The organism is Vibrio sp., from assembly GCF_048266485.1.
GTDB lineage: Bacteria > Pseudomonadota > Gammaproteobacteria > Enterobacterales > Vibrionaceae > Vibrio.
On record NZ_JBLWZK010000001.1, the window covers coordinates 404,787 to 421,362 of the forward strand.

The 16,576-nt window shown below is 39.8% G+C and carries 15 protein-coding genes; 7 read left to right on the forward strand and 8 right to left on the reverse strand.

Going from position 1 to position 16,576, the window contains the following annotated elements; translation table 11 throughout:
• Positions 1 to 84: 84 nt before the first annotated feature.
• Positions 85 to 555, reverse strand: a complete 471-nt coding sequence (locus ACN0T8_RS01880; protein WP_417878979.1) for a GAF domain-containing protein — start codon at positions 553 to 555, stop codon at positions 85 to 87.
• Positions 556 to 625: 70 nt separating this feature from the next.
• On the opposite strand from ACN0T8_RS01880, the gene ACN0T8_RS01885 reads away from it, so the two are divergent.
• The 4 genes from ACN0T8_RS01885 to rsmF all read left to right on the forward strand — a co-directional run bounded on the left by ACN0T8_RS01885 (position 626) and on the right by rsmF (position 7,990).
• Positions 626 to 2,446 (forward strand): ABC transporter ATP-binding protein, encoded by a 1,821-nt coding sequence (locus ACN0T8_RS01885; RefSeq protein ID WP_417878980.1) that lies wholly within the window; start codon positions 626 to 628, stop codon positions 2,444 to 2,446.
• 43 nt (positions 2,447 to 2,489) lie between these two features.
• Positions 2,490 to 3,785, forward strand: a complete 1,296-nt coding sequence (locus ACN0T8_RS01890; RefSeq protein ID WP_417879479.1) for a PqiA/YebS family transporter subunit — start codon at positions 2,490 to 2,492, stop codon at positions 3,783 to 3,785.
• Positions 3,775 to 6,411: an MlaD family protein gene (locus ACN0T8_RS01895; protein WP_417878981.1), complete on the forward strand. Its 2,637-nt coding sequence runs from the start codon at positions 3,775 to 3,777 to the stop codon at positions 6,409 to 6,411. The genes ACN0T8_RS01890 and ACN0T8_RS01895 overlap by 11 nt, the downstream gene beginning before the upstream one ends.
• A gap of 136 nt (positions 6,412 to 6,547) precedes the next feature.
• On the forward strand, positions 6,548 to 7,990 hold the full coding sequence (gene rsmF / locus ACN0T8_RS01900) for a 16S rRNA (cytosine(1407)-C(5))-methyltransferase RsmF (RefSeq protein ID WP_417878982.1): 1,443 nt from the start codon (positions 6,548 to 6,550) through the stop codon (positions 7,988 to 7,990).
• Between the two features lie 141 nt (positions 7,991 to 8,131).
• Here the strand turns inward: rsmF and ACN0T8_RS01905 are convergent, their stop codons facing one another.
• The 4 genes from ACN0T8_RS01905 to ACN0T8_RS01920 form a co-directional block, all read right to left on the reverse strand.
• Positions 8,132 to 8,722, reverse strand: a complete 591-nt coding sequence (locus tag ACN0T8_RS01905; protein WP_417878983.1) for a DUF2238 domain-containing protein — start codon at positions 8,720 to 8,722, stop codon at positions 8,132 to 8,134.
• 69 nt (positions 8,723 to 8,791) lie between these two features.
• Positions 8,792 to 9,625, reverse strand: coding sequence for a S1 RNA-binding domain-containing protein (locus tag ACN0T8_RS01910; protein WP_417878984.1), 834 nt, complete (start codon positions 9,623 to 9,625; stop codon positions 8,792 to 8,794).
• A 129-nt stretch (positions 9,626 to 9,754) separates the two neighbouring features.
• Entirely contained in the window at positions 9,755 to 10,231 is a 477-nt protein-coding gene (locus tag ACN0T8_RS01915) for a PaaI family thioesterase (protein ID WP_417878985.1), read from the reverse strand.
• Between the two features lie 145 nt (positions 10,232 to 10,376).
• Positions 10,377 to 11,267 (reverse strand): putative PEP-binding protein, encoded by an 891-nt coding sequence (locus tag ACN0T8_RS01920; RefSeq protein ID WP_417878986.1) that lies wholly within the window; start codon positions 11,265 to 11,267, stop codon positions 10,377 to 10,379.
• A 199-nt stretch (positions 11,268 to 11,466) separates the two neighbouring features.
• Here ACN0T8_RS01920 and ACN0T8_RS01925 point away from each other — a divergent pair, with 199 nt between their 5' ends.
• The gene (locus tag ACN0T8_RS01925) at positions 11,467 to 12,528 is read left to right on the forward strand and encodes a 3-deoxy-7-phosphoheptulonate synthase (RefSeq protein ID WP_417878987.1); all 1,062 of its coding nucleotides are present in this window, start codon (positions 11,467 to 11,469) and stop codon (positions 12,526 to 12,528) included.
• A 2-nt stretch (positions 12,529 to 12,530) separates the two neighbouring features.
• Positions 12,531 to 13,013 (forward strand): YajQ family cyclic di-GMP-binding protein, encoded by a 483-nt coding sequence (locus ACN0T8_RS01930; protein ID WP_417878988.1) that lies wholly within the window; start codon positions 12,531 to 12,533, stop codon positions 13,011 to 13,013.
• A gap of 101 nt (positions 13,014 to 13,114) precedes the next feature.
• On the opposite strand, the gene ACN0T8_RS01935 is transcribed toward ACN0T8_RS01930, so the two are convergent.
• The 3 genes from ACN0T8_RS01935 to ACN0T8_RS01945 all read right to left on the reverse strand — a co-directional run bounded on the left by ACN0T8_RS01935 (position 13,115) and on the right by ACN0T8_RS01945 (position 14,803).
• On the reverse strand, positions 13,115 to 13,774 hold the full coding sequence (locus ACN0T8_RS01935) for a hypothetical protein (RefSeq protein WP_417878989.1): 660 nt from the start codon (positions 13,772 to 13,774) through the stop codon (positions 13,115 to 13,117).
• Positions 13,775 to 13,828: 54 nt separating this feature from the next.
• Positions 13,829 to 13,987: a hypothetical protein gene (locus ACN0T8_RS01940; protein ID WP_417878990.1), complete on the reverse strand. Its 159-nt coding sequence runs from the start codon at positions 13,985 to 13,987 to the stop codon at positions 13,829 to 13,831.
• Positions 13,988 to 14,161: 174 nt separating this feature from the next.
• Complete coding sequence (locus ACN0T8_RS01945; protein WP_417878991.1) at positions 14,162 to 14,803, reverse strand: LysE family translocator; 642 nt, start codon at positions 14,801 to 14,803, stop codon at positions 14,162 to 14,164.
• 135 nt (positions 14,804 to 14,938) lie between these two features.
• Between ACN0T8_RS01945 and ACN0T8_RS01950 the strand changes: the two genes are divergently transcribed.
• Positions 14,939 to 16,420, forward strand: a complete 1,482-nt coding sequence (locus ACN0T8_RS01950; protein ID WP_417878992.1) for a carboxypeptidase M32 — start codon at positions 14,939 to 14,941, stop codon at positions 16,418 to 16,420.
• Positions 16,421 to 16,576 lie beyond the last annotated feature (156 nt).

Below are 16,576 nucleotides of genomic sequence, written 5' to 3' on the forward strand. Positions count from 1 at the left end.
GGGTTATTATGCCCATATAGCGATAAAAAGTTTTTTTTCACTCAAAAATGCACGTTTCATACTATTTATTTAATTAATGTGATTTTATTCTGTAGAGTGAGTTTGCAATACTTGCTCAACTTCTTTCATCATTGTGACCAATCCTTGCTCATCTTCTTCCGAAAATCGACCAATATTTGGGCTATCTATATCTAAAACGCCAACCACTTTATTGTTGACCGAAAACGGGATAACAAGTTCCGAATTACTTTGGGTATCGCAAGCAATATGGCCTTCAAACTGATGGACATCATAAATACGCTGTACACTATTCTCTGCAGCTGCAGTACCACACACACCTTTTCCTAATGGAATACGTACACAAGCTGGTAAGCCTTGAAAAGGTCCTAATACCAACTGGTCGTTTTTTAACAAATAAAAGCCTACCCAATTAACTTCCTCTAATTCCATGTTCAATAACGAGCTAATATTAGCTAAATTAGCAATAAGATCGGGTTCAGATTCAATTAATGCTTTTACTTGAGCAGTAATACGCTGGTACATCTTTAGGCTCATGCTTTGTCTTCCATCTTTTTTTCAATTTACGTACAATGCCTTACATCGCAAATAGGAATCATTATCAAATATGAATAATAACGATAGGCACTTGATTAACCAGAGTTGGTTGTTCACTCAAGTTAAGAAACACAAGGGTAAATTAATCTTTGCCAATGTGGTAGCAATTTTGGCGACTATTATTAGTGTGCCTATTCCCTTATTAATGCCCTTAATGGTCGACGAGATTTTACTCAACAAACCATCTGGCGGCATTGAGTTGATGAATATGCTCTTACCCCATTCACTGCAAAATCCAACCGGATATATTGGCTTTGTTTTTTTTCTGATCGTGCTAATGCGTACCGCAAGCCAACTACTTAATATACTACAAAGCAGACAGTTTACTTTGGTATCAAAAACCATCACTTATCACATTCGTTCGAAAATGCTCGATAAGCTCGGATTAATTAGCATTCAACAATACGAAACCCGTGGCAGTGGCGGCATTAATTCTCACTTAATTACCGATGTTGAAACCATAGATACTTTTATTGGAACCACTCTCAGTAAATTCATCATCAGTTTTTTAACTGTTTTTGGCACCGCCATTGTATTGTTATGTTTAGACTGGCGATTAGGGTTATTTATTTTATTGGTAAACCCTATCGTCATCTACTTTTCGCGCAAACTAGGTAGTAAAGTTAAGTACCTGAAACAAAGGGAAAACCAATCCTTTGAGCGTTTTCAGAATCGTTTAATTGAAGTGCTTGATGGTATTTATCAGTTACGAGCATCGAATAAAGAAAAGCTCTATCTAGAACAATTAAAGCAACAAGCTGATAAAATACGCCAAGATGCCGATAAGTTTGCCTGGCAATCTGAAGCGGTGGGACGCTTGTCCTTCTTGCTCTTCCTTTTAGGATTTGAGCTATTTCGCGCTGTTGCCATGTTAATGGTGTTATTTAGCGACCTAACTATTGGCCAGATTTTTGCTGTGTTTGGTTATTTATGGTTTATGTTAGGGCCAGTCCAAGAACTACTAGGCGTTCAATTTTCGTGGTACAGCGCTAAAGCGGCATTACAACGCATCAATTTATTACTACAATTAGAAGAAGAACATCGTCCCACGTCGACGATTAACCCATTTGAAACGGATAAACCTGTTGATATCAAAATCAATAATGTTTGCTTTGCTTATAATGATGAATCACAAGTCTTAAACCATTTAAGTCTAGCGATACCAGCAGGCAAGAAAGTGGCACTTGTTGGTGCCAGCGGCGGTGGAAAATCAACTTTAATTCAGCTACTTATCGGTGCATATCAACCCCAAAAGGGCACAATCCAATTTAACGGCGAAAATGCTGATAATATCGGTTATGAAGTGATTAGAGACCAAATAGCAGTTGTATTACAGCAACCTATCCTATTTAATGACACCCTCAGGAACAACCTGACACTTGGTAGTGACTTTTCTGACAGTGCTTTATGGCATGTACTAGAAATTGCCCAACTCGATGATGTAATCACTCAACTTTCTGAAGGTTTAGATACTCAAGTGGGCCGACAAGGCGTTCGATTATCGGGTGGGCAAAGGCAACGACTATCAATTGCTCGTATGTTATTAACGAATCCGCAATTTGTGATATTAGATGAAGCAACATCCGCTTTAGATACTGCAACAGAATCCAGACTACACAAAGCAATGAATACCTTTCTTGACGGGCGTACAACTCTTATCGTTGCCCATCGTTTGTCTGCGGTACAACAAGCGGATCTTATCTATGTTCTAGAAGACGGCAAGGTAATTCAAAGTGGTACTCACCGAGAACTCGTCATTAAAGACGGATTATACCAAACGTTATACGGTAACGCCGAAAAAGACAGCTATGACAACCTAGTATATAAATAGAGTAATAATAGAGAGCAATATGAGCGCTGATAATGTTCACGACATGAATTCCAAAGTAGAAGGTGAGGATAATCTATCCAATCTTTCTTCAGGTTATGCGCCAAACATTATTCAGCAATCGCGGGATTCTATTATTTGCCCTTGTTGTGATATGAAGGTCACAACCCAAGATTTGCGTTTAGGAATTAATGCTCACTGCCCTAGGTGCGATACCTTGCTTTACCGTGGCAAAGACTTCTTGCTCAATACCAACTTAATGCTGGCTTTTAGTGGCTTACTATTTTTCATTCCTGCTTTATTCATTCCCTTTATTACCATACGCCTCATTAATATAAATTTTTCATCTACACTTGTTTCAGGAGCATTTGCACTATTTAATGATGGTTTTTACGCTCTTGGGATTTTAATTTTTCTATGTTCATCGGTTATTCCCCTGTTGTTATTTGCTTCTGTGATTGGGGCGCATTGGGGATTAAAGCATAAGAATTTTACTGTTTTTAAAAGTTCTCTTGTCACTTATCAAAAAGTAAAACATTGGTGGATGATTGATGTTTTCTTATTAAGTATTGCTGTAGCTGCTTTTAAACTTCTTGAGTACTCCATCGTTACCCCGCAAATTGGCTTAATTTGTATCACCTTATCACAAATTATTGCGATCACATTAATCGTACGTATGAGTGTCCGCCGCTATTGGGAAGCTTGGAGCCCCAGCAATAAGTTAAAGATTATAACGGTAGAATCTCATTGTCAGCACTGTCATCTATCGCAAGATAACAATGACTACTGCCAACGCTGCCATAGTCCTCTCATCCATAGAAAACCGAACTCTATCCAAAAAACATGGGCATTTTTAATTGCGGCAACCGTCTTTCTAATTCCTGCCAATTTTTTAGAAATATCGATCATTTTCAGCAATGGTATTCGTTATCAAGATACCATCTTCTCGGGCGTTGTAAGTTTAACCAAGGGCCATATACCTATCGCCATTGTAATTTTCGTGGCCAGTATTTTAGTCCCTGTAGCTAAAATTGTGGGTTTAGCTTATATTTTGATCTATATACAATTAAGATCATCACTCGACCAATATAAAAGAATGAAACTCTATCTCTTTGTAAAATGGATAGGGAAATGGTCAATCTTAGATCTTTTTGTCATTGCGACCACTATTGCACTTGTTGACCGTGACCAAATTCTAGACTTTTCACCCGGTCCGGCTGCAATGGCATTTGCTGCGGTAGTAGTGTTAACCATGTGTGCAGCTGAAAGCTTAGATCCGCGCCTAATTTGGGATACACCGTCTAAAACTAACAATAAGAATGAATCCTCTTATGAACAATGAGATACCAGAAAGCCAAGTCAAACTAAAACAAGACCATAAAATATCGCCACTATGGATTTTACCGATCATCGCTTTATGTCTTGCGGGCTGGCTTGGTTATAAAAGTTATAGTGAAATGGGTCAACGTATCCAGATTCACTTTACTAATGCTCAAGGTCTTATTGAAGGACGAACGACAATTCGTTATCAAGGTTTAGAAGTTGGTATCATCCGTAAAATCAGCCTATCAGATAACTTAAAAGACATTTATGTTACCGCCGATATCTACCCTAAAGCCACCAAACTTTTATCTAAAGATACCCGTTTCTGGTTAGTAAAACCCAAGGCAAGTTTAAGTGGCATTACTGGCCTTGATGCACTGGTATCCGGAAACTATATTGCCATTCAACCTGCAGAAGATGTGATGGATGATAAAAATCACGATTTCTCCAAAGAGTATACGGCGCTTAAAGAAGAACCGATGGATATCCGAGCTCAGAATGGCATCAATATCACTCTAACCTCAAAAAATTTAGGGGCTATTTCTGTCGGTTCTAAAATCATGTTTAGAAAAATCCCTATCGGTGAAGTCACCAATTTCACCTTAGCCGATGATGCAAACTCAGTAAAAATTCAGATATCGATTAAACAAGAATATGCTCATATTGTTAATTCGGACAGTCGTTTTTGGAATGTGAGTGGCGTCAGTGCCAGTGTTGGGTTTAATGGTGTCAATGTTCAACTTGAAAGCTTGAACTCATTACTCATAGGAGCCATTGCGGTTGATTCTCCAGAAGATGGTCAACCGATTAGTGCCGATAAAGTTTATAAACTCTACTCTGATATCAAAACCGCGGGTCGTGGCATCCGAATTACCATAAACCTACCAGATGATAGTCATATTTCCGCTAACGCCCCTATCATGTACAAAGGCATCGAAGTAGGCCAAATAACCGATATCAATTTATCTGATGACAAAAGTAAAGTGGTCGCCTCTGCCGCGATTCAGCCGGCATTTTCGGATACGTTAAATACTGGCTCTCACTTTGTTTTAGAAGAAGCCAAACTTTCTTTGACTGAAATGAAAAATGTCAGCAACTTTATTCGCGGCAACTTTCTGAGCTTAGTACCCGGTACAGGGCAACGAGCGCGTCATTTTAACGTTGTGAAAAAGAATGAATTACTACGAGCTTCACATCAAACCACACAAGTTAATTTAGCCGCAGACGACACTTACGGTTTAGAAGAAGGCACTCAAATTCTCTATCGTGGCATTCCGGTAGGTAATATCAATAAAATTTACCTTGAGGGTGAACGTGTTCGATTCGATGCTCAAATTGATACCCAATACTTGCACTTAATTAAGTCTAAAAGCCGATTCTTTATCACCTCCAGTGTCGACGCAAGCTTTACTGGTACTGGTATTAACGTCTCAATGCCTCCTATTAAGCGTCTTCTTGCAGGCTCTGTCAGCTTTGATAGTCTTGGTGATGACAAAATCAATTCAGAGTACCACTTATACGCAAGTAAACCGTTAGCCGATCTTGCTAAGTATGAAACGGCAGGCTCAACCGACTTAACATTATTCGCCGCTAGCCTACCCCCTATTTCGATTGGTAGTCCAATTCTGTACCGCAATTTAGAAGTTGGTAAAGTCTCACAATTTTCATTGGTTGATGGTGGCATTAAAATTCAAGTTCGAATCGAAAACCGCTACAAGCACTTACTCACCAAACAAACGGTATTCTGGAACCATTCTGGCGTTAAAATCGATGCTAACTTAAGCGGCCTTAGCGTGACCGCGTCACCAATCTCCAGTTTACTTAAAGGTGGTATCTCATTTGATAACTTGGCAGGTGTTGAAAATAAATTTAATAATAATTGGATCTTATATCAGGATTACAAATCTGCTCGCCAGTTTGGACGTAAGATCACTCTATTGACAAAAGAAAATGAAACCGTAAACAAAGGCATGCCGATTAAATATCAAGGTGTTCAAGTTGGTGAAGTAACGCTAGTTCACCTTAACTTCCCGGGGAAAAATGTTGAGATTTCAGCACGCATCTTCCCTGAATATGTCGAGAACATCGCGAAGAAAGATAGTCACTTCTGGGTAGTCTCACCTCAAATTGGTCTCTCTGGAGCAAAACACATCGATACTATCTTAAGCCCATATATCGAGGTGTCTCCTTCTGATTCCACGCAACTCAGTTATACCTTCAATCTTGAAACTCAAGAAAAATCGACCAATGGCACCACTTTCTACTTACAGAGTTTAAGTCGTTCTTCGGTAAAAGTAGGTGCGCCAATCCTTTATCGAGATTTTGAAATTGGTCATGTAACCAATGTCGAACTAGGTGATCTCGCTGATCGAGTCATTACCACTATTGAAATTGAACCTAAGTATGCTTATCTGATCCGTAAAAATTCAGTATTTTGGAATGTTTCAGGGGTGAATGTGAGTATCGGCTTATCAGGCGCAAAAATAAAAGCCGGAACAGTAGATAACGTATTACGTGGCGGTATTGCCTTTGCGACACCAGACGATGAATCCTTACAACCAAAAGCAATGGTAGAGTCCACATTCTTACTCAATAAAGAGCCAGAACCAGAATGGCTCACCTGGCAATTAGCAATACCCAAGTAGTCTCCATGGTCAAAAAATAAATTAACCGAAAATGCAGCTGATTTATACTCAAGTAACTTAACTATAAATCAGCTGCATTTTTTTTTATATCAGTTAAAATCCGTCCCTACTTTTTATACGCGTTGAGGCCACACCTTTGCACTCTAATGTCAAGCTACCCAATGAGTTTCTTGAACTTGTGAAATCCACCATGCCAAGTCATTTGTCTATGGAGGATTTTATTGCAGCATGTCAACGGCCTCTTCGTCGCAGTATTCGAGTGAATACACTCAAAACTGACCTAAACACATTCAAAGCGATTTCAGCTGAAAATGGCTGGAAACTATCTCCAATTCCATGGTGTGAAGAAGGATTCTGGATAGAACGTGAAGATGAAACCGTCCCACTAGGCAATACAGCGGAACATTTAGCGGGCTTATTCTACATTCAAGAAGCGAGTTCAATGCTACCTGTCAGTGCATTATTACAAGGTAATGATAACCTTAACCTAGTACTCGATATGGCTGCTGCTCCCGGTTCAAAAACTACGCAAATCGCCGCGGCAATGAATAATCAAGGCGCACTAGTTGCGAATGAGTACGCAGCTAGCCGAGTGAAAGTTCTGAGTGCCAATATTCAACGCTGTGGTGTTTATAATACGGCTTTAAGCAACTTTGATGCACGCGTATTTGGTGGTTGGCTTCCAGAACACTTTGATACCATTTTATTGGATGCGCCCTGCTCAGGTGAAGGCACGGTTCGTAAAGATGCTGATGCAATGAGTAATTGGGATTTAGAGTCGGTTGCTGAAATTGCCGAGACACAAAAAGATCTGATTGAAAGCGCCTTCTACGCCTTAAAACCAGGCGGTACAATCACCTATTCAACCTGTACGCTCAATCAACAAGAAAATCAGCAAGTCTGCTTACACTTAAAACAAAAATTTGGTGACGCCGTTGAGTTTTTACCATTAGGTGACTTATTTGAAAACGCCGAGCAAGCGTTAACTGAGCATGGTTTTCTTCATATTTACCCACAGATATTTGATAGCGAAGGCTTCTTTGTCGCGAAAATTAAAAAGCTGTCATCAGTTCAAGCGCCTGAAGTGAAAAAGCGTTTAGGTAAGTTTCCTTTTGAAGTTGCTAATGACAAAACATGTCAACAACTGCAACAAGAATTACAAAATACCCTTGGTTTGGATATTCCCACCAACAGCCAAGTGTGGTTACGAGATCAAGAAGTATGGCTGTTCCCTGCTGCTATGACTCATATGATCGGCGAGCTACGTTTTAGTCGAATTGGCTTGAAATTAGCCGAAATGTTAAAACCCTCCAAAAAGAAAAATGCCCCACTTTATCGCTGGCAACATGAAGCAGTCATGGCTTTGGGTAAAGCAAGCAATGCTAAAAGTGTTGAATTAACGATCGAAGACGCTCGTGAATGGTTTATGGGACGAGATATTCGCCCAAATATAGAGTCCGGTATTGGTGAAGTAATGGTCACCCACTCAGGCACGGTTATCGGCCTAGGAAAATGGGTAGGAAATCGTATCAAAAATGGATTGCCACGAGAGTTAGTCCGAGATAAAAATTTATTCTAGCACCAATCAATATAAGACAACATTTGATAGATGAAAACAAACTCTGTCCTTGATTTTATTAATACATTAATGAAGATTAATGGCGAATATAACTGTAGATCTCGTTAATAAGGTAGTTCTTTGGTGTTCTATTATTAAACTTCACCCTTTCATCTCCTCTAACTGTTTATCGTGCCACTTCGCCACCAACATAAGGCAGATAATGGCACCGAATAGAGCAAAAGCCATATCCGACTGTGTGTCCCATACGTAGCCTTGAGTACCAAGGAAGGCTTCTGCATTTTCCCCCGTTGCAACCGCTACCCACCACTCGATTAGCTCGTAGAAAGCACTAAAGGCTAAACAAACTGATAGTGCAAATAAGTTCATCCATGCCTTGCCATTAACAATATTAAGCCTGAGCAAGAGTTCTCGAGCAATTAAAGCAGGAACGAAGCCTTGTGCAAAATGACCTAGCTTATCGTAATTATTACGAGCGGCACCAAATAGATTATCGAAAAGAGGCACTTCTGCATACGTATAATGCCCACCCACCATCAATATGATGCAATGAATAAGAATGAAAAAATAAAGCAGCGTGGTCAGCTTAAAACGCTGGTAGGTAAACAGTAATATGGCTGCACCAATCAGCGCGGGCAATACTTCCAAAAACCATGTGAAGGTGTCTTTAGGTTCAATCGCGGACCATACAAATGTCACGACAAACACGGCAGCCCATAAAATTCGTCCCATCACCTATCCTTGTACTTTTAAATAACAAAACGCACAACTTGACGTTGTGCGTTTTATTTAGTCTTAATACTAGATCTTATAAATTCCATCTTTATCTATGCGAATTTTACCTTGTTTGTATAATCCACCGATGGTTTTCTTAAATGTTCCTTTACTCGTACGGAATACGGTAAAAATCGCTTCAGGTGTAGATTTATCGCTTAATGGTAAAAAGCCACCTTTGGTTTCCAATACATGCATGACCTTTTCACTCAGATCATCCATTTTCGCCACACCAATTTTCTGTAAAGAGAGATTGATACGTCCATCTTCGCGGATGCCTTTGATATAACCTTTTAAGCGTTTACCAACAAACAGCTTACCGAATACATCAGACTTAAAGATAACACCCCAGTGCTCACCATTAATAATAGCTTTGAAGCCTAGATCGGTACGCTCTGCAACCAACAGATCTACCTGTTGATTCATTTCATAATTAGCAGGTGTTTTATCTAATAATTTATTAAATTTGGTGGTACCAACAATACGGCCTGAAGCTTTATCAGAGTAGACATAAACTAAAATGTTTTGGCCTTCATTTAACGGTACGCGTTGGTTGCTAAAAGGTACCAATAAGTCTTTCTTATCAATGCCCCAATCAACAAAAGCACCAACATTGTTGACACATACCACATGCATCATTGCCCACTCGCCTACTTGCGCCAGTGGTTTCTCGGTGGTCGCCGATAGTTGGTTATCTGAATCAAAATACAACATCACATCAATATCATCGCCAATACTTGTTCCTTCTGGTACAAATTTATTTGGCAACAAAACCGAGCCGTAATCATCAGCGTCTAGAAAAAGACCGAAATCGGCTTGTTTGGTAACGTTAAGTGTGTTGATTTGACCAATATTAATCATGAAAACTCTTAATTTATTAAAAACGTATTAATTGCTAGCGATAACTGTAGCAAGGCTGAAAATATTATACTCGCTTGCCGACATTATTCACGTAAATACTACGTAAAACTAAAAGTTAACTGATCACAGTTAATTCCCCACCACTTTCACTGAAAGGGTTAATTCAAATTCAGCCATTGGCTTGTCATCATTGAGGCTCGGACATAATGCGGTAATTCGTACCGGCTGATTTACGCGCTCACCGGTCTCAATGGTCTCTGCTAACATTTGGTCAATGAGCTTTCCATCATTACAAACGAAAACCACATCCGCTTCAGGACGCGCAAGAAATTCAGCGTTAACTGCCTTAAAAGCTAACGATATTTTCTTACCCATTTGCTCAGATTTACTGATCGCCAAAAAGCCACCGGCTGCATCAGCCCCAACAGCAAGAGCACCAAAATACATACTATGAAGGTGATTTTGGGTTTCTTTATTTAGTGGAATTTTAATTTCAACAGATTCATCAGTTAGCTTCAAAATCTCAGGCTGACAATAGCCAATCATAGGAACCAATTGTTCACCGAAATATTTTAAATGCTGGTTTGCCTTGCTAAGTGCCGTCATAGAAACGTTCCTTTTTTAATTAACACATCAGACCAGTTAAAACGGTATTAACAACTTCGTCAACAGTAAAATTGACAAGCTGTTAACGACATAAAAAAAACCGACAGTTAAGTCGGCTTTTTGTGACGGTAATAGTTCTTATTTATTACACAACAGCAAGAACTTGTACTGAATCTAGTTCCGCCAGCATTTCTTGGATTTTAGGGTAATCTGAAAGATTTTGACAGTACACCACACAAGGCTTATTGGCTTGACTGGCCGCTTTTACTGCTTGTGATAACAACATTAATACCGCTTCATGATCTGGATTAAATAACGATTCTAATGCTTCGTTATGGATATCTACCCCTAAGGTTAATTGAGTTAAATTGCCAGTATTCACTACTAAGCCATCAAAATATTGAAGAAGCTTATCCGCAAGCAACACTGAAGAAGGCGCATCACAGCAATACAGAACTTTTAATCCACCCAGTCCTCTCGGCAGCCCTTGTACAGCTAAACGATCAATCACCATTGCAGCATCACTTAATGCTCGTACAAATGGCACCACGATTTCAATATCGATACCTTTATCACGTAGTTGTTTAATCACTTTGCATTCAAGTTCAAATGAATGGGTGTATTCAGCAGAAGCAAAACGAGAAACGCCTCGAACACCAATCACAGGGTTAACTTCCTGCTTTTCAATACTGCCACCAATCAGCGCTTTATAAGCATAACTGTCAGCATCGGATAAGCAAACTCTCACCTGTTTATGTTGAGGTAATATTGAAGACTCGATACGCGATACTAGCGTCGATACAAAATGTTCATCAGCAGATTGTTCACCAAGTAGTGCTTGTAAACTCGATTTATCTACCTCAGATAAGGTATCCAAATGCAGTCCAATCTCAGGGTGATAAAAAATGCTTTCTTGCACTAAATCACTTAACGAGACAAACAAATGCTTTGCACTTTCAATTGATGATTGGGAAGATGGCAGCACATCTCCTAGTAATGCATTAGTTGGGATTGCCCCTTTCGCACTATCCGACATAATTACTCCATTAATATAGTTATAGTCAGAAAATACTGAGATTAGAGAAACAAAACAAGAAAAATTCCAATTTCTTGCTCAATAAGGCATCAATTAATAACAAAGTAATAAAATTCCCCAACAAAATGTCTGTGAACGTTTATTCCCTCCGTTATTTCCGTTATCTTTACCTAGTGTATCTTTAAATGAAGACAAAAGAATGCCTTTAAAAACCGATGAGTTAAGAACCCAAGCGTTAGGGCCTATGCCTACGCCAATGGAGTTAATGCAAGCTCACCCACTGCCTGATGATGTAGCAGAACATATTGAAAACTCGCGCCGCCAGATAGAAAACATTCTGTCAGGTAAAGACGCTCGCCTACTAGTCGTGGTTGGACCATGCTCTGTACATGATGCGGAGGCGGCACTGGATTATGCGCAACGCCTTAATGCACTGAAAGATCAATACAAAGATCAGCTGTTTATTGTAATGCGTACTTACTTTGAAAAACCAAGAACCGTGATTGGTTGGAAAGGCTTAATTACCGATCCTAACCTCGATGGTAGCTACGCGTTAGAAGACGGTTTAAACAAAGCTCGCAAATTACTACTCGACATCAATAAGCTTGGCTTAGCGACTGCAACTGAGTTTTTAGATATGGTGACTGGCCAATATATCGCGGACCTTATTTCATGGGGTGCTATCGGCGCACGTACTACTGAATCGCAAATTCACCGTGAAATGGCCTCGGCGCTTTCTTGCCCTGTTGGGTTTAAAAATGGCACCAATGGCAATGTAAAGATTTCAACCGATGCTATTCGTGCGGCACAAGCTTCCCATTACTTCTGCTCGCCAGATAAAAATGGTCGCATGACGGTTTATCGCACATCCGGTAACCCATACGGTCATACTATTTTACGTGGCGGTGATACTGGCCCTAACTTCGATGCAGCATCGATTCAATCTGCTTGCAAACAATTAAGCGATGTGGGCTTAACGCCTCGTTTAGTAGTAGATTTCAGCCATGCTAACTGCCAAAAAGAGCATCGTAAGCAATTAGAGGTGGCGCAAGATATTTGCAATCAAATCAGCAATGGCTCTCGATCAATTGCAGGCATTATGGCGGAAAGCTTTATCGAGGAAGGTAATCAACCAATGACGGACTTGAATGCCCTCACCTATGGTAAATCGATTACTGACCCATGCCTAAGTTGGAAAGATACAGTAACCATGCTCGACATGCTTGCCAATACCATTAAAAATCAATCGGAGAAGAACTGATCATGCCTTCATTTGACATAATTTCTGAAGTAGACAGCGTTGAAGTAAGAAATGCCGCGGAAAATGCCAATCGCGAACTGGATACACGCTTTGACTTTCGTAACGTAAACGCTAACTTTGAGTTTAAAACCGATATTGTAAAACTGACTGCAGAAAACGAGTACCAACTTGGACAAATGATGACGATACTTCGTGGTCAACTTGCTAAACGTGGTGTCGATGCCAATGCGGTAGATTTACAAAAAGCCGATCAAACCGGTAAAACGCACACTCAGGAAGCCAGCTTTAAACAAGGCATTGATGTTGCCATTGCAAAGAAAGTCGTAAAACTGATCAAAGACTCAAAAATCAAAGTTCAAGCTTCGATTCAAGGCGATAAAGTTCGTGTAACCGGTAAAAAGCGTGATGATTTACAGCAAGTGATGGCACTAGTAAAAGGTGCGGAAATGGATCAACCTTTCCAATTCAACAACTTTAAAGATTAAATCTGTACGTTTGTACATTAATGAAAAAAGGCGATACATCAGTGTATCGCCTTTCATTTATTTAATAGCCTCAACTAAGAGTTACGTATAACGCTCACACTTTAACTCTGAGGTTTTATCCCTAGCTTCGTAATTGACGCTTTTACATCATCGAGTTCTTTCTTTTTCTTAACTAGAACGTTATCAATTTTGCCAATTTGACCAGTAGCTAGCTTCTCTTTTTTGCATGAGTCTGATTTTGGATCCCAGCTTGTGCCATCTTTAAATAGCTTACATTCTTCTTTTAATTTTTCTGTTTGAACTGCTAACTTTTCACGAGTGGTTGTTAGTTTAGCAATCTGAGCTTCTAACTCACCTTCTTTATCAAAAAGTTCATGGGACTGTTTATATAAATCACTTTGTAGTTCAGTAGTTTTCTCTAGCTGCTTATTTTCTGTTTTTAATGAAACCGCCTGTTGTTTTTGCACAACTAAGGTTTGTTCAACTTTTTTCTTTTGTTGCTGCAGTTTCGATAGCTGTTGAGTCAGTTGCTCTATCTTTTCTTGTTGCTGCTGAGATTTTTGTTCGAATGATTGCCCTTCGGTATCTAGCTTCGTTTGTAGTGTTTCGACTTTCGCTAATAATTGCTGATGTTTTCCAGCCAGTTCATTTTGTTGAAGTGTTGCTTCTTGTGATGCTGGGTTAATAACGGCGTAAGTAATTACCGAGCCTAAAACAACACCAATTACTGTTGAAATCATGAGCGGAACTTTCTTATTCATGGATGTCGTGCTTCCTAGATTTATTAACAATGTCGAACCAAGGGAAATGCAAACCTAACGCGCAAGCTCACTTATCACCACAAAACTAATATAGATTAACAATGCAGATGATAAAACTATTGCCACCCAGGTTTGTAGTTTGGCATTGGTTCGATATTTCAGTAGCAAATATGCAAGCACCACAAAGATGGCAATGGCAATCAATCGAGTCATAGTATCCCTTTCAATGTTATGTCGCTTACAAAAACCAGTAAGTTATTCAATAAGCTTAAAAATTTATAACATCTTCATGGAAAATTACCTTGGTCTAGCTCAAGGTTTGTTTTCACAATGTCATTTTTACTGAATACGGCGTCGCGTTACGAAGTCCCGCATTCATTCAAGCACTTAATCGTTATCTAATGCTAATTTTAGACCAAGCGTAATCAAAACGGCACCAGTGATCCCTTCCATCCACTTCATTGCCGAAGAATTTTGCACCCAGTTTTTCGCAGAATGAACCATGGTCGCAATGCCACACTGCCAAACCATCGCAATGACAAAGTGAATCGATGCCATAAATAATGACTGTAGTAAGGCGGAATGTGCAGGATTAATAAACTGCGGCAAAAATGCGAGATAAAATACCGCCGTTTTTGGGTTTAGCACATTCGACAATAAGCCTTCGCGGAACGAACGTTTAGCTGATAATGGTTTCCCTACCGACCCACTCGTGACATCTAACTGACCTTGGCCTTTCCAAATCGCAATTAAACTGGTTACACCAAGATACACGAGATAAGCTGCACCGACTAATTTCATCGCATGGAACAGTTCAGCAGACTGTAGCAATATCGCTGAAATGCCGATGGCAGATAGAGTCGCATGAACAAATAAACCACAGCAGATGCCTAAACTGGTCACACAGCCATCTACACTACCACTTCGAGATGTGTTCCGGATCACAAGTGCGGTATCCAATCCCGGAGTAAGTGTTAAAATAGTAATCGCAATCAAAAATGCGCCAGAATTGATGATATAAAAGTCCATAATATCCCTATGGTAAACGTCCAAATGAATGTTTGTTATATCAGTGAAAGCTTAGTAAATAAAGAGTTTTGCAGCGTTCTTTTCAAGATGTTATAAGATGAAATCATACTGCGCAGCAATGAATTAAGGAAAATTATGATCCATTATCAAAAACTTGTTCAACACGCACAGAAAATCGCTAACTTTAATCATTTAGCCGCAATATCTGGTTGGGATCAAGCTGCCGTTATGCCAAGCGGTGGTAATGAAGCGCGCTCCAAAGCAATGGCAGAATTATCAGTATTAATTCATCAACTCAACACTGAACCACAATTAGAAGACTGGTTCCATGAAGCAGAGCAAGAATCATTAAGCCCTATCGAAAAAGCCAGTTTACGTGAAATGAAACAACGCTGGCAGCAAGCTACCGTACTTCCACAGGATCTAGTACAAGCAAAATCCTTAGCCGGATCCAAATGTGAACATGCTTGGCGAACACAGCGTAAACAAAACGATTGGAATGGATTTGCTCGAAATTGGCAAGAAGTGGTAAACCTATCTCAACAAGAAGCACAGATTCGCGCCGATAGTTTAGGTACAACGCCTTACGATGCGATGCTTTCACTCTATGAGCCTGGTACAACTAGCCAATCGTTAAATGTCGTTTTTGAAAATGTGAAAACTTGGCTGCCAAATCTGGTAGATCAAGTGATTGAAAAGCAAAACAAGGAAAATGTGATATACCCAAAAGGCCACTTTCCAAGTTCACAACAAAAAGCACTAGGCTTAAAAGCGATGAAATTTTTGCAGTTTGATTTTGAGCATGGTCGCTTAGATGAAAGCGTGCATCCATTTTGTGGCGGCGTACCGACTGACGTTCGGATCACCACTCGCTATGATGAAAATGATTTTATCCAATCACTAATGGGCACAATTCATGAAACTGGGCACGCACGTTATGAACAAGGGTTGCCTACCTCATTAGCAGGTTTACCCGTCGGTGAAGCCAGATCAATGGGTATTCATGAATCACAATCTCTGTTCTTTGAAATGCAACTAGGCCGCAACCCTGAATTTATTAATCATTTATCAGCAATGGCAAGAAGTGAGTTTCAAGCAGGAGATCAACCCGCTTTTTCCGCAGACAATTTCCGCAAGCTTTATACTCGCGTCGAAAAAGGCTTTATACGTGTAGATGCCGATGAGCTCACCTACCCTGCTCATGTCATCCTACGCTATGAAATTGAACGTGATTTGATGAATGGCAATATCTCTTATAAGGATGTTCCAGAGTTATGGGATCAAAAAATGCAGACTTACCTTGGCTTATCCACCAAAGATAATGACCAAAATGGTTGTATGCAAGATATTCACTGGACCGACGGTGCTTTTGGTTACTTCCCAAGTTACACACTCGGTGCCATGTATGCCGCGCAATTTATGTCCAGTATGCGTAAACAAATAAATGTTTCTAAGGTAATTGAATCAGGCGATTTAAGCTTAATCTTTGCTTGGTTAGATGAAAATATTTGGAAGAAAGCTAGTCAGTTTTCAACCGATGATCTTGTTAAACAAGCCACCGGTGAAACCTTAAACGCCGAGCATTTCAAAGCGCATTTAAAATCACGTTATTTATAATAATGGACTGAATGGGTGATTAGACAGTTTGACAGCTAAGCTGCTGGGGTTTTACACCAATTGTATAGTGCCCTGTAATCGTTTTATACTCTGGCGTTAACCCTTTCAAGCATCGCCTCTCATATCAATGCACATAAAAAACCGCTATTAGTTAGT

What these genes read in the sequence shown, in the direction of transcription:
- ACN0T8_RS01880 (WP_417878979.1), bottom strand. Translation starts at nt 555, where the DNA reads ATGAGCCTAAAGATGTACCAGCGTATTACTGCTCAAGTAAAAGCATTA.
- ACN0T8_RS01885 (WP_417878980.1), top strand. Translation starts at nt 626, where the DNA reads ATGAATAATAACGATAGGCACTTGATTAACCAGAGTTGGTTGTTCACT.
- ACN0T8_RS01890 (WP_417879479.1), top strand. Translation starts at nt 2,490, where the DNA reads ATGAATTCCAAAGTAGAAGGTGAGGATAATCTATCCAATCTTTCTTCA.
- ACN0T8_RS01895 (WP_417878981.1), top strand. Translation starts at nt 3,775, where the DNA reads ATGAACAATGAGATACCAGAAAGCCAAGTCAAACTAAAACAAGACCAT.
- ACN0T8_RS01905 (WP_417878983.1), bottom strand. Translation starts at nt 8,722, where the DNA reads ATGGGACGAATTTTATGGGCTGCCGTGTTTGTCGTGACATTTGTATGG.
- ACN0T8_RS01910 (WP_417878984.1), bottom strand. Translation starts at nt 9,625, where the DNA reads ATGATTAATATTGGTCAAATCAACACACTTAACGTTACCAAACAAGCC.
- ACN0T8_RS01915 (WP_417878985.1), bottom strand. Translation starts at nt 10,231, where the DNA reads ATGACGGCACTTAGCAAGGCAAACCAGCATTTAAAATATTTCGGTGAA.
- ACN0T8_RS01920 (WP_417878986.1), bottom strand. Translation starts at nt 11,267, where the DNA reads ATGTCGGATAGTGCGAAAGGGGCAATCCCAACTAATGCATTACTAGGA.
- ACN0T8_RS01925 (WP_417878987.1), top strand. Translation starts at nt 11,467, where the DNA reads ATGCCTTTAAAAACCGATGAGTTAAGAACCCAAGCGTTAGGGCCTATG.
- ACN0T8_RS01930 (WP_417878988.1), top strand. Translation starts at nt 12,531, where the DNA reads ATGCCTTCATTTGACATAATTTCTGAAGTAGACAGCGTTGAAGTAAGA.
- ACN0T8_RS01935 (WP_417878989.1), bottom strand. Translation starts at nt 13,774, where the DNA reads ATGAATAAGAAAGTTCCGCTCATGATTTCAACAGTAATTGGTGTTGTT.
- ACN0T8_RS01940 (WP_417878990.1), bottom strand. Translation starts at nt 13,987, where the DNA reads ATGACTCGATTGATTGCCATTGCCATCTTTGTGGTGCTTGCATATTTG.
- ACN0T8_RS01945 (WP_417878991.1), bottom strand. Translation starts at nt 14,803, where the DNA reads ATGGACTTTTATATCATCAATTCTGGCGCATTTTTGATTGCGATTACT.
- ACN0T8_RS01950 (WP_417878992.1), top strand. Translation starts at nt 14,939, where the DNA reads ATGATCCATTATCAAAAACTTGTTCAACACGCACAGAAAATCGCTAAC.